Source organism: Mesorhizobium sp. M0802, from assembly GCF_040320115.1.
Lineage (GTDB): Bacteria > Pseudomonadota > Alphaproteobacteria > Rhizobiales > Rhizobiaceae > Mesorhizobium.
The window spans coordinates 564,580-576,959 of the sequence record NZ_JAMYOY010000002.1; the positions used below are offsets into that span (position 1 = coordinate 564,580).

Consider the following 12,380-nt stretch of genomic DNA (forward strand, 5'->3'; position numbering starts at 1 on the left):
TCAAGCCGCCTTCACTTCCACCGGCTTGAGCGAGAAGGAGTGCCCATCGGCGTCGAAGATGTGCAGGTCCCCGGCATCCGCGGTCAGCCGCAGCTTTGCCCCGCGCTTGACCTCGACATTGCCGGGCAGCTTGGTCACCAACGGCAGGTCGGCGCGACCGATATCGATATAGACCAGCTGCACCTCGCCGAGCTGCTCGACATAGTCCACCACGCCCTCGAAAAGATATTCCGTGCCGGTGGCGACCGACAGATCCTCCGGCCGCACGCCGAAGCTGACTGCCGCACCCTTGGCTGACGCCGGCGTTGCAATCGGCACCGTGGCCTTGCGGCCGCCGACATGGCTGACGATTGTCGGGTTGCCCGTCTTGTCGATCGTTGCCGGCAGGATGTTCATGGCCGGCGAGCCGATGAACTGAGCAACGAACAGATTGCCGGGCTTCTTGTAGAGGTCCATGGGCGTGCCGACCTGCTCGATGTGGCCATCCTTCAGCACGACGATGCGGTCAGCCAGCGTCATCGCCTCGACCTGATCGTGGGTGACGTAGATCATGGTCGTGGCAGGCATCGATTCCTTCAGCTTGGCGATCTCGATGCGGGTGGCGACGCGCAGCGCCGCGTCGAGGTTCGACAGCGGCTCGTCGAACAGGAACACTTTCGGGTTGCGCACGATGGCCCGGCCGATTGCGACGCGCTGGCGCTGGCCGCCCGACATGGCCTTGGGCAGACGGTCGAGATATTTGGTCAGCTGCAGGATCTCCGCTGCCTGCCGTACCCGCTTGTCGATCTCGGCCTTGCTTTCCTTGCCGATCTTCATCGAGAAGGCCATGTTGTCGTAGACGGTCATGTGCGGATAGAGCGCATAGGACTGGAACACCATGGCGATGCCGCGCTTGGAAGGCGGCACATCGTTCACCACCTCGCCGGCGATCTTCAGCTCGCCGGAGGTGATCTCCTCAAGCCCGGCGATGGACCGCAGCAAGGTCGACTTGCCGCAACCCGACGGGCCGACGAAGACGATGAACTCGCCCGACTTTATGTCGAGGTCGATGCCGTGGAGAATGTGCAGATTGCCGTATGATTTCTTCACCTGTCTCAGCGTGACATCGGCCATAATTTCCTCCCAGTGATTTCCCTAGAGAACCTGGATTTCCTCAAAAAATCCAGTTTCGTCAAAAACTCAGTCGATGCGCCCGAACCAGGCGCCGTAGCCGCCGAGGCGGATGGAACCTGTGCCGGATTGTCCCGAAAAACCGTGCCCGGCCAATGGCAGCAGCGCCTGACCACCGAGATCGACCTCGGCCGGCTTGCTGGCCAGATTGAAGACGCAGACGATCTGCTCATTGCCCTCACGGCGAGTGAAGGCGACGGTGTCGCCCTCGCTTTCGATGAACTCGATGTCGCCTTTGGCCAGGGCCGGATGCTGGCGGCGGAAACCGAGAAAGCGCCGGTAGTGCTCGAGCAGCGAGGCCGCGTCGCCCTGCTGAACATTGACCGCTTGCGACAAGTGCTTGCCCGGCACCGGCAGCCAGGGCTTGGCCGTCGAAAAGCCGGCATTGCTGGCGGTTGCATCCCACACCATCGGCGTGCGGCAGCCGTCGCGGCCCTTGAATTCGGGCCAGAAGCGAATGCCGTAGGGGTCCTGCAGATCCTCGAACTGCAACTCGGCTTCGCCCAGCCCAAGCTCCTCTCCCTGATAGAGGCAGACCGAACCGCGCAGCGACATCAGCAGCGCCGAGATAACCTTCAGATAGGCGGCCGGGTCGGCCTCGTCGGCGGCCCAGCGCGAGGCCGGACGCATCACGTCGTGGTTGGAAAAGGCCCAGCACGACCAGCCGTCGCTGGCGACCTTGCCGAAGGCTTCCAGCACCTGGCGCACCTTGGCGGCGCTGATCTTTTCCGGCGCCAGGAAATCGAAGGAATAGCACATGTGGACGCGTTTGCCGCCGGCGGTGTAGGCGGCGACCACTTCCAGCCCGCGCTGCGAATCGCCGACTTCGCCGACCGCGGCGGCCGCCGGATATTCGTCGAGCAGCGCCCGGAACCGTTCGAGGAAGGCAAGGTTTTCCGGCCGGCTCTTGTCGTAGATATGGTCCTGGTAGTTGTAGGGATTGACCGCAGGTGCTGTCTGGTCGTTACGCTCTTCGGGCGGCAGCGGCGGATTGTTCTCCAGCCCCTGGCTGTGGAAGTAGAAATTGATGGTGTCGAGGCGGAAGCCGTCGACGCCGCGCTCCAGCCAGAAGCGGGTGACGTCGAGCAGCGCGTCCTGGACTTCCAGATTGTGGAAGTTGAGGTCCGGCTGCTCGGACAGGAAATTATGCAGATAATATTGCTGGCGGCTGGTGTCCCACTGCCAGGCCGAGCCGCCGAAGATCGACAGCCAGTTGTTGGGCGGCGTGCCGTCCGGCCTGGCGTCGGCCCAGACATACCAGTCGGCCTTGGGATTGCTACGGCTGGCGCGGCTCTCCTTGAACCATGGATGGTTGTCGGCGGTGTGCGACAGCACCTCGTCGATCATCACCTTGAGGCCGAGGTGATGGGCTTCCGCAACCAGCGCGTCGAAATCGGCGAGCGTCCCGAACATCGGGTCGACGTCGCAATAGTCCGAGACGTCGTAGCCGAAATCCTTCATCGGCGACTTGAAGAAGGGCGAAATCCAGATGGCGTCGACGCCGAGCGAGGCGATGTAGGGCAGCCTGCGGATGATGCCCTTGAGGTCGCCGATGCCGTCGCCATTGGAGTCCTGATAGGAGCGCGGATAGATCTGGTAGATCACCGCGCCCCGCCACCAGTCGCGATCGACGGCGAGATCGGGCTTCGAGGTCGCCTTCAAAGCGGCTTGCATAAGTCTCAACCTCCTTTGACCGAGCCGGCCAGCAGCCCGCGGACGAAATAGCGCTGCAGCGAGAAGAACACGATCAGCGGCACGATAATGGTGACGAAGGCCGATGTCGTCAGGATTTCCCAGTCGCCGCCGCGCGAGCCGAGCAGCGCGTTGAGCTTCGCGGTCAGCACGATCTGGTCCCCTTCGGTACCGAGGAAAACCATTGCCACCAACAAATCGTTCCACACCCACAGGAACTGGAAGATTGCAAAGGACGCCAGCACCGGGAAGGACAGCGGCAGCACGATCTTGACGAAGATTTCGAAATCGCTGGCGCCATCTATGCGCGCCGATTCCATGATCTCGCGCGGCAGGCCGGCAATATAGCTGCGCAGGAGATAGATGGCGAAGGGCAGGCCGAAGCCGGTATGCGCCAGCCAGATGCCGAGATAGGTTTTCGACGGCACACCGAAGAAGATGCCGACGCCGTTGTAGATCTTCAAAAGCGGGATCAAGGACATCTGCAGCGGCACGACCAGCAGGCCGATGATTGTGGCGATCAGCAAGGCGCGGCCGGGAAAACGCATCCACGCCAATGCATAGGCGGCGAAGGCGGCGATCAGGATCGGGATGACCGTCGCCGGGATGGTGACGGTCAGCGAGTTTATGAACGAGCGGCCGATGCCCTCCGAAAACAGCACGGTCTTGTAATTGTCGGTGGTGAATTTCGGCGGCGCCGACGAGGCGTAATAGACGCGCTGGCCACGGTCGCCTTCGAAAGCCTTGGGCGAACTCATGACGAACGTTCCGTCGGCATTGAGCTGCAAGGTCACGCCGTCGCCGAGATCGGCAGTGGTGCCGGCCGGATATTGCGTCGGTGCCGCCGACTTGACGCCGAAGGCGCTGATGTTGCGCGCAGCACCGTCGCCGAAGATATTGCCGGCAAGCAGGAACTTGCCGTCCTTCTCGACCTGCGCCGAGGCCGGCGGCAGGCGGCCGGCTTCAGTCTGGCTGGAGCTGGAGAACGAGTTCCACCAGCCCGAGGCGATGATCTGGTCCTTGTCGCGCAGCGACGAGACCAGGATGCCGAGCGTCGGCACGGTCCAGATGGCGACGAAGACGAGCACGGCGATGTGGACGCCGAAGCGGCTGGCAAAGGACTTTCCGGTCGCGACGGCCATCTCAATGTCCTCCCGTCTCTTTGTTCGCCTGGCGGATGTTCCAGACCATGATCGGGATGACCGCGATCATGATGATGATGGCGATGGTGGCGCCGCGGCCGAAATCGCCGCCGCCGCGGAACATCCAGTCGAACATCAGATTGGCCAGCACCTGGCTGTTCCACTGGCCATTGGTCATGGTCAGCACGATGTCGAACACTTTCAGCACCAGGATGGTGATCGTCGTCCAGACCACGGCGATGGTGCCCCAGATCTGCGGCACCATGATCTTCCAGAAGATCTGGAACGGATTGGCGCCGTCGATGACCGCGGCTTCAAGCGTCTCTTCGGGGATGCCGCGCAACGCCGAAGACAGGATGACCATGGCAAAGCCGGTCTGGATCCAGATCAGGATGATCATCAGGAAGAAATTGTTCCAGAACGGCAGCGATATCCAGACCTGCGGCTGACCGCCGAAATACTGGATGATGGCGTTGAGCAGACCGATCTGCGTCTGGCCCTCGCCGCGATATTCGTAGATGAATTTCCAGATCACGCTGGCGCCGACGAAGGAGATCGCCAGCGGCAGGAAAATCAGGCTCTTGGCGATCGTGCCCCACCAGATCTTGTCAGTGAGCACGGCGATTATCAGCCCTAGAAAGGTGCAGGCGGCGGGCACCACCGCGAGCCAGATGATGTTATTCAGGATCGAGTTGCGGAACTCGCGGTCGCCGAACGCCCATTCATAGTTGGCGAAGCCGACAAAATGCTGGCCGCCGCGGTCGAGGAAGGACAGCCAGAGCGTCGCCACCACCGGATAGATCAGGTAGACGGTGAGGATGATCATCGCCGGGCCGACGAACAGCCACGGACGGACCAGTCCTTGCCGGCGCAGATTGTCGATGGCCGCAGCCCCGGCCACGCCGCGCGACGGGAATATCAGGTCGACCAGCTTGTTGGCGCCCCAGAAATAGGCGACGCAGCCGCCGACGCCGATGATGATGACAAAAATGGCCGATAAGATCTGAGCAGCCATGGGTCCCTCTTCCCTGCGCATGATCGGCCGGGCCTTGAACAGCCCTGGCGATGTGGCTCTGGCCGATTTAAGTTATTCTGAAACGAACGAACGCAAATCGGTCCGGCGTAAGGCGCCGGTCGGATCCGGGCCATAGCGGCCCGGATCCAGTCTGTGGAGGAAGTCCTGAATTTGCCGCCAAAGCGGCTGAACACTTGGCAGTGGTTACTTGCCAGCTGACTGCTTGCCAGCTGACTACTTGATAGCGTCCCAGCTCTTCTGGATGTCGGTGGCGACATCCTGCGCCGACTTGCCGCCGACCAGATCGATCATGCCGGTCCAGAAGGCGCCGGCGCCGATCTTGCCCGGCATCAGGTCCGAACCGTCGAAGCGGAAGGTCGAGGCATTGGCGAGGATATCGCCCTGCTTCTTCAGCGCGTCGCTGGCATAGGCATCCTTGTTGACCGACTTGAGCGGCGTGACGAAGCCGCCCTGGGCCATCCAGATTTCATGTGCCAGCGGCATTTTCAGGAATTCGATGAACGCGCGTGCACCCTTCGAGTCCTTGGTGATCATGGCCAGCGTGCCGGCGCCGAGCACAGGCGTGCCGAGCTCGGGCTTCGAGGCATAGGGCGGGAAGTAGAAGAAGTCGGCGTCCTGTCCAACCTTTGTGCCTTCCGGGAAGAAGGTCGGGATGAACGATGCCTGATGGTGCAGGTAGCATTTCGGCGGCACCGAGAAGAGGCCCTTCGGGCTGTCGCGGAAGTCGGTCGCGGCAACCGCCTTGGCCCCACCGTCGACCATCTTGTCGTCGGTCGCGATCTTGCCGAAAATGTCGATGGCGTTGACCACCGCCGGATCGTTGAACGGGATCTCGTTCTTTACCCACTTGTCATACACGTCGGGCGCCTGGGTGCGCAGCATGATGTCTTCGACCCAGTCGGTCGCCGGCCAGCCGGTAGCGCCGCCTGAGCCGAGGCCGATGCACCACGGCGTGCCGCCGTCGGCGATGATCTTCTTCTCGAGGTCGGCGAGCTCTTCCTGGGTCTTGGGAACCTTGTAGCCGGCTTCCTCGAAATTGTCGGGCGAATACCAGACCAGCGATTTCACGTCGGCCTTGTAGGGGAAGGCGAAGAAGCCCGGCTTGCCGTCCTTGTCCTTGAAGGTGCCGAGATCGACCCATGACTGGCCGGCGCCGTAATTGTCCTTGATCCATTTGGCGGTGTCGTCGCCCAGCGGCGTCAAAAGGCCCTTGGACGCCAGATCCTGGATCAGGCCCGGCTGCGGCAGTACGGCGATATTGGGCGGGCTGCCGGCCTGGGTATCGATGACGATCTGCTGTTCGTAATTTTCCGACGAGGAGTATTTGATCTCGGCGCCGGTGGCTTCCTGAAAATATTCGAGAACAGTGCGGATGAGGCCTTCGTCCTCGCCGCGCCAGGGCCCGAAGATGGTCAGTGTCTCGCCCTTGAGATCGACCTTCTTCAGTTCTTCGTAATTGGCCCAGTTGAAGCGCTTGTCTTCCCCGGGCTTGAACTTCAGTTCGGCTTGCGCCGGCAGGGACAAGGCGAGCGTGGCAAACGCTGCGCCAAGCAGAAGCATCTTCTTCATCGGTATTCCTCCCAGTGTGGACACATACACCCGGACGGAACCTCCATTCCGCCCGCCGACGCTGCAGGACTGTGACTCGTTCAGAAAGGAACCGCAACCTTTCGAAGAGTCTTCCAAAGCGCTTTGGTCTTTTTGATCTCGCCATTGAATCGGCTGCAAGTCAAGAGGGCGGTGAGCTAATCGATTTAATTTCGAGCTGGAAGACTTGGTAAAGTGCACTGCAGCATAGTTTTACGGCGGTGCAGCAGCGTATTAAGCTTCAAACTGGCCGGACCAGTGCGTATGGTCGACCAGCTTGGCCGCGCCCGTTGTGGCGCCGCCTGGCTTCAAAATTAAAAGCGCTTTGAGGCTTGGAGGCCTCCCAGTGAACCTGAAGCAGCTCTCTCATATGCTGGCCCTGTCGCAGACAACGGTAAGCCGTGCGCTAAACGGCTATCCCGAGGTCAACGAGGAAACCCGCCGGCGTGTGGTGGATGCCGCCAAGCGCCACGGCTACCGGCCCAACCCGAGCGCGCGCCGGCTGGCGACCGGCAAGACGGGCATGATCGGGTATGTGCTGCCGACGGGCGCCTCCGTCGACATCGACCCGCATTTCGTCGAGTTCCTGTCGGGTCTCGGCGACTATGCCCGCTCGCACGAGCTCGACCTGGTGCTGTCGCCGGCCGATGCCGACGACCAGGAAACCACCTATCGCCGCATCGTTGCCAACCGCCAGGTCGACGCCGTCTACATCTCCTCGCCGCGCCCGGCCGACCGGCGGGTGGCGCTGGTCAACACGCTCGGCATTCCCTTCATCGTCCATGGCCGCAGCGAAGGCTCCGATTTCGACTACCCCTTCACCGACATCGACAATGAGGGCGGCTTCCACGACGCCGCCCGGCTGCTGGTTCAGCTCGGCCACCGGCGGCTGGCGCTGATCAATGGCGACGACCGCGAGACCTTCGCCATCCACCGCGAGCGCGGCATGCGCAGGGCGCTGGCCGCGAGCGGCCTGACGCTCGGCGAGCGCCATGTCTGTTCACTCACCATGACCGAGGAGAACGGCTACCGCGCCGCCAGGCGCCTGCTCGAACAGAGCGCGCGGCCGACGGCGATCGCCTGCTCCAGCCTGATCATGTCGCTCGGCGTCGTGCGCGCGGTGCGCGACCTTGGCCTGACCATTCCCGGCGACCTGTCGTTGATTGCCCATGACGACGTCTTTCCATGGCTGAAGCCGGAGAATTTTTCCGTGCCGCTGTCGACGACGCGCTCGTCGATCCGCCTCGCCGGCGCCCGCATCGCCGAACGCCTGGCAGCGCGCATTTCCGGCTTGGAAGAAGGGGCGCGAGGCGAGGTCTGGCCAGTCGATCTGGTGGTGAGGGGTTCGGTCGCAGGCGCCCCCGTCTAGGGATTAATCCATCGCTCCGCTGGGCAAGTTCACCCTTGTGGATGTTGCCCGCAGATAGATTGACTTTGTTGGGACAACGGTCTGCCTGGACCTGTCCTTGATTTGGCTTCGAGTGGGTGGCAACCAGTAAGCCAGAGCCATCAACCAGTCCTCAGGGTGCGCCACTTGCCCATATTCCCGTTCTCCGAAACGGATCCAATCCGGCATCCTGGCCCACCGCCGAAAACGTCGGAGGTGGTCATTGTCGGTGGCGGCATCATCGGTGTGACGACGGCGCTTTTCCTGGCACAGCGGAACATCCCGGTGACGCTGCTGGAAAAAGGACGCATTGCGGCCGAACAGTCGTCCCGCAATTGGGGCTGGATCCGAAAGCAGGGACGCGACGCCGACGAGTTGCCCATCGTCATAGAGGCTATTCGCCTGTGGCGGCAACTGGCTGAGGAATGCGGCGAGGACATCGGCCTGACCCAGACAGGTGTGACCTACCTGGCGAAGACCGACAAGGACATGGCCGGCTTCGAAGCATTCATGAAGATCGCTGCGACGCATGCGCTCGACACCCGTCTCCTGGATGCAGACGAAACCGCGGCACTCATCAAAGGCATGTCGCGCAAATTCAAGGGCGCGATGACGACGCCCTCCGACATGCGGGCGGAGCCTTGGCTGGCGGTGCCCGCACTTGCCCGGCTCGCCGCGCGAAAAGGCGTCAAAATCGTCGAGAATTGTGCGGCGCGAACCCTCGAAATCTCAGGCGGCAAGATCAAGGGCGTGTGGACCGAGGCGGCGTATGTCGAGGCCTCCAGCGTGCTGGTCGCCGGCGGCGCCTGGTCATCTCTGTTCTTGCGCAGACACGGCATCTCCATCCCCCAGCTCAGCGTCAGAGTAACCGCAGCCTCAACGGAGCCCATGCCTGAGGTCTATGCAGGTGCGGCCGCCGACGAACACATCGCGTTCCGGCGCAGGCACGATGGCGGATATACGCTCGCCGCGGGCGGCAGCCATTTGCTTTACCTGGGGCCAGACGCATTCCGGCACGCCACCAATTACGTTCCCGCCCTCAGGGACAATCCGTTCGGGACACGCTACTTTCCGTTCGCCCCGTCAGGCTACCCTGACGCCTGGTCGACGCCGCGCGATTGGGCGCCGGATTCCGTCAGTCCTTTCGAAAAAATGCGGGTGCTGAACCCGCCCCCTGAACGAGCCGGTCTGCGTTCCATAGAACGCAATTTCGGACGTCTTTTTCCACAGCTCGAAACAGTTCGCCTGAAGGCAGGCTGGGGCGGCATGATCGACGCCATGCCGGACGTCGTCCCCATCGTGGATCATGTGCAGGCCGTCGGCGGTCTTTTCGTCGCGACGGGAATGAGTGGTCACGGCTTCGGTATCGGGCCTGGCATAGCCCGTGTCGTTGCCGACCTGATCCAGGGAAACCAGACGGGGCACGACCTCAGCCGCTTCCGGCTGTCACGCTTCCATGATGGCAGCCCTGTCCGGCTGGGCCCGGCGCTCTGAATTGGTGGCGCGAATTTCGCCCGGTTTACTCGTTCGCCGCCGCCTTCGTATCCAGCAGCCCATAACCGAAATCATTGTCCCGTCCCTTCGGACCGAGATCCCTGGCGGTGGCGGCCAGCGCCTTTTCGATGTCGTCGGCGGAGCGCTCGGGTGAAGCGTGGATCAAATTGGCGATAGCGCCGGACACGATCGCGGCGGCAAACGAGGTGCCGGTGACGACGTCAGAGCCGGCGCCGCTCGGCGCCACCATCTCGACGCCGGGCGCCGAGATGAAGACATAAGCGCCGCGATTGGCCTGCTGCATCAGCCCGTCTTTGGCGTCGGTGGCGGTGACCGCGATCACGCCGTCATAGGCGGCGGGGTAGCCATAGGGCGCTTTCGGCCCGTTGTTGCCGGCAGCAGCGACCAGGATGATGCCGAGCCCGCGCGCATTGCGGCAGGCGGTGGCGAGCAGATCGTTCTTGGGGCCGACGAAACTCATATTGATGATGCTGACATTCTGGTCCGCCGCCCAGTCGAGCGCCGACAGGATGACATCCATGGTCGACCTGCCGTCCTCGAAGGCGCGGGCGTGATAGATCCTGGCGCCGGGCGCCATGCCTTCGAGCGCGCCGACGCCGGCGATCAGCCCGTCGACCGAGGTACCGTGGTCACGCTTTTCGACCGGCACGTTGGGCATGGCGTCGAACTGGTCGGCAATGACGCCGGACAGCGCCGGATTGGTGTCGTCTATGCCGGTGTCGATGACGGCGATGCGCACGTTTTCGCCACTGGCTTGCTTGTTGTCGAGCTGAATGCGCTCGAAGGCATAGTTGACGATGCCGGCCGCCTGCTGCAGCGAATAGATATGGTTTGGCTCGCGCCGCAGGGTGCGGCCATCGGCGGCCAGCTGCGCCAGCACGGCGCCGACCGGGCGGCCGTCGGGAATGCCGAAGCGCACCAGTGTGGTGCCGAGCAGCCGCGACTGGCGCTGCGAGCGCACTTCAAGGCCGAAGGAGGCGGCGATCTGCTGGACGGCGCCGGCATCGCCGTCGACGGTCACCAGCACCTCGTCGGGCACGAACTCGCCGGCGATGGCACGGCGCGGCGCGGTCGCGACAAGATCGGTCGGCGAAACGATCGCCCCGCCGGCGGGTGGCCCGGCCTGCGTGTCGGCAGGCGGCGCTGACGGCCGTGGCGTCGGCACGGGCGCTTCGGGAGCCGGTGGGTTGGGAAACAGGTCGACGATCAGGGCCGGAAGGGTAACTGCGCCTGGTTCGCCGCCGACGTTGGCCTCATTGCCGTCTTTCGGGCAGTCGGCAGCCGCCGCTCCGGCCGCGTCGGTGCAGTCGGCCCGGCCGGCATTGGGATCATTGGTCTGCGCCGACGCCGGCACTGCGACGATTGTCGTCGCCGCCACCAGGATCGCCGCAAATCGAATGACCGCCCTAGCTGCCATCAACCGGTTTCCTTCCCTCGATCACAGTCTCCGCGAACGGCTGGGCGGCAATAAGGCCGACGAGCCTGGTGTAGTCTGCTCCGGTCTTGACCGGGATGGCAATGCGGAAGACGCCCGAGGCGGCCGGCCCGCCAGCGATCTTCAGCGCGTTCTGGTCGAGGAAGACAGCGATGTCGGACATCTTCGCATCCGGCTTGAACTTGACCAGCGCGAACGGCAGTTTCGCCAGATCATCCTCGGCGCCGGCAATCTCGAAATCATGGCTCTTGCCGCCGGTCTGCACGTAGGACTGCACCACGACCAACGCCAGCAGCACCGCCGCTGCCGCCCAGGCGACACCGACCGGCACCGCCATGAAACGGCCGAGTGCCTGCGGCAGCCAGGAACGGCCCGCGGGAGCGCGGACCGGTCCGGCTTCGGCGTCGAGCGCCCTGGCAAAGCGGCTGAGCGCATCGGCCGGTGGCCGGATCGCCTCGTTGGCGGCGGTGGCGCCGGAGAATTCCGCCTCAGCCTCGCCAAGCGCCGCCGGATCGGACGCCAGCCATTCCTCGACGGCTTCGAGGTCCGAGCCTTCCAGCGAGCCGTTCAGGTAGAACGGCAGCAGCGTTTCCATTTCGTCACGGCGCGACATTTTTTCAGCGGCGCTCATGTCTTCAGGATTGCTCATGGCCACCCCCTGTCGTAACCGGCGGCCTTGAGGGCTTCGCCGAGTTTCTTGCGGGCGTAGAACATTCGGGTCTTGACGGTGGCGACCGGGATGCCGAGCACCTCGCCAATCTCCGTCACCGACTGTCCATGGTAATAGGCAAGGTCGATCACCGAGCGGTGTTCCTCCGGCAAGGCATCGACGAAGCGCCGCAAAGCGGCGCCCTTGTCTTCCTTCATGGTGGCGACTTCCGGCGTGTCGGCGCCGTCGGGAACCTGCGCCGCATCATCGTCATCGATCCAGTCTTCTTTTTTCTTGCGAAGCATCGACAGCGCCTTGAACCGGGCGATGCCGAGCAGCCATGTCGAGACTTCCGAGCGCCCTTCGAAACCGGGCGCCTGGCGCCACAGCTCGAGAAAGACCTCGTTTGCGATATCGTCGGCCATCATTTCCGATCCCGTCTGGCGCACCACGAAGCGGTAGACCCGCGCGTGGTGACGCATGAACAGCAGCCGAACAGCGGCACGGTCGCCCTTCGCGACCCGGTCGACAAGCGCGCGATCAGTCTCGGTCGCTGCCGTCATGGCCGGTCGAGCCGCCTGGCTCCTGTCTGCTCTGTCGCCGATAGGTTCAAAAAGGTTCATCCTTCCGCCAAGGAATTTTGGCGAAGCTAACCGAAGAGAGGGAGTGTTGCCAGAGCTGCTGTCCAGCCGATAGATGGGTAACACTTTGAACCGGATACATAGGTGACACTTCTCTCCCCCTATGCGTCCGCCGCAGCGCCAAGC

General features: G+C 63.2%; 10 protein-coding genes. 2 read left to right on the forward strand and 8 right to left on the reverse strand.

Annotated features, from left to right (window positions below):
• The 5 genes from NKI10_RS05860 to NKI10_RS05880 form a co-directional block, all read right to left on the reverse strand.
• Entirely contained in the window at nucleotides 1-1,113 is a 1,113-nt protein-coding gene (locus tag NKI10_RS05860) for an ABC transporter ATP-binding protein (protein ID WP_023725912.1), read from the reverse strand.
• Nucleotides 1,114-1,179: 66 nt separating this feature from the next.
• Nucleotides 1,180-2,844 (reverse strand): beta-galactosidase BglA, encoded by a 1,665-nt coding sequence (gene bglA / locus NKI10_RS05865; RefSeq protein ID WP_031198273.1) that lies wholly within the window; start codon nucleotides 2,842-2,844, stop codon nucleotides 1,180-1,182.
• Nucleotides 2,845-2,849: 5 nt separating this feature from the next.
• Nucleotides 2,850-4,004: a carbohydrate ABC transporter permease gene (locus NKI10_RS05870; protein ID WP_023742570.1), complete on the reverse strand. Its 1,155-nt coding sequence runs from the start codon at nucleotides 4,002-4,004 to the stop codon at nucleotides 2,850-2,852.
• Nucleotide 4,005: 1 nt separating this feature from the next.
• Complete coding sequence (locus NKI10_RS05875) at nucleotides 4,006-5,019, reverse strand: carbohydrate ABC transporter permease (RefSeq protein ID WP_023668891.1); 1,014 nt, start codon at nucleotides 5,017-5,019, stop codon at nucleotides 4,006-4,008.
• A 234-nt stretch (nucleotides 5,020-5,253) separates the two neighbouring features.
• Entirely contained in the window at nucleotides 5,254-6,609 is a 1,356-nt protein-coding gene (locus NKI10_RS05880) for an ABC transporter substrate-binding protein (RefSeq protein WP_023668892.1), read from the reverse strand.
• Between the two features lie 364 nt (nucleotides 6,610-6,973).
• On the opposite strand from NKI10_RS05880, the gene NKI10_RS05885 reads away from it, so the two are divergent.
• Together NKI10_RS05885 and NKI10_RS05890 are read left to right on the forward strand one after the other, a co-directional pair.
• Nucleotides 6,974-7,996, forward strand: coding sequence for a substrate-binding domain-containing protein (locus NKI10_RS05885; RefSeq protein WP_352859091.1), 1,023 nt, complete (start codon nucleotides 6,974-6,976; stop codon nucleotides 7,994-7,996).
• 165 nt (nucleotides 7,997-8,161) lie between these two features.
• Complete coding sequence (locus tag NKI10_RS05890; RefSeq protein WP_352859093.1) at nucleotides 8,162-9,508, forward strand: NAD(P)/FAD-dependent oxidoreductase; 1,347 nt, start codon at nucleotides 8,162-8,164, stop codon at nucleotides 9,506-9,508.
• Between the two features lie 25 nt (nucleotides 9,509-9,533).
• On the opposite strand, the gene NKI10_RS05895 is transcribed toward NKI10_RS05890, so the two are convergent.
• The 3 genes from NKI10_RS05895 to NKI10_RS05905 are packed head-to-tail and all read right to left on the reverse strand — an operon-like array spanning nucleotide 9,534 to nucleotide 12,176.
• Entirely contained in the window at nucleotides 9,534-10,946 is a 1,413-nt protein-coding gene (locus NKI10_RS05895) for a S8 family serine peptidase (RefSeq protein ID WP_352859095.1), read from the reverse strand.
• Nucleotides 10,936-11,595, reverse strand: coding sequence for an anti-sigma factor (locus tag NKI10_RS05900; protein ID WP_352859110.1), 660 nt, complete (start codon nucleotides 11,593-11,595; stop codon nucleotides 10,936-10,938). The genes NKI10_RS05895 and NKI10_RS05900 overlap by 11 nt, the downstream gene beginning before the upstream one ends.
• Before the next feature lie 14 nt (nucleotides 11,596-11,609).
• Nucleotides 11,610-12,176: a sigma-70 family RNA polymerase sigma factor gene (locus tag NKI10_RS05905; protein WP_023683483.1), complete on the reverse strand. Its 567-nt coding sequence runs from the start codon at nucleotides 12,174-12,176 to the stop codon at nucleotides 11,610-11,612.
• Nucleotides 12,177-12,380 lie beyond the last annotated feature (204 nt).

What these genes read in the sequence shown, in the direction of transcription:
- NKI10_RS05860 (WP_023725912.1), bottom strand. Translation starts at nt 1,113, where the DNA reads ATGGCCGATGTCACGCTGAGACAGGTGAAGAAATCATACGGCAATCTG.
- NKI10_RS05905 (WP_023683483.1), bottom strand. Translation starts at nt 12,176, where the DNA reads ATGACGGCAGCGACCGAGACTGATCGCGCGCTTGTCGACCGGGTCGCG.
- NKI10_RS05870 (WP_023742570.1), bottom strand. Translation starts at nt 4,004, where the DNA reads ATGGCCGTCGCGACCGGAAAGTCCTTTGCCAGCCGCTTCGGCGTCCAC.
- NKI10_RS05880 (WP_023668892.1), bottom strand. Translation starts at nt 6,609, where the DNA reads ATGAAGAAGATGCTTCTGCTTGGCGCAGCGTTTGCCACGCTCGCCTTG.
- NKI10_RS05875 (WP_023668891.1), bottom strand. Translation starts at nt 5,019, where the DNA reads ATGGCTGCTCAGATCTTATCGGCCATTTTTGTCATCATCATCGGCGTC.
- bglA (WP_031198273.1), bottom strand. Translation starts at nt 2,844, where the DNA reads ATGCAAGCCGCTTTGAAGGCGACCTCGAAGCCCGATCTCGCCGTCGAT.
- NKI10_RS05900 (WP_352859110.1), bottom strand. Translation starts at nt 11,595, where the DNA reads ATGAGCGCCGCTGAAAAAATGTCGCGCCGTGACGAAATGGAAACGCTG.
- NKI10_RS05895 (WP_352859095.1), bottom strand. Translation starts at nt 10,946, where the DNA reads ATGGCAGCTAGGGCGGTCATTCGATTTGCGGCGATCCTGGTGGCGGCG.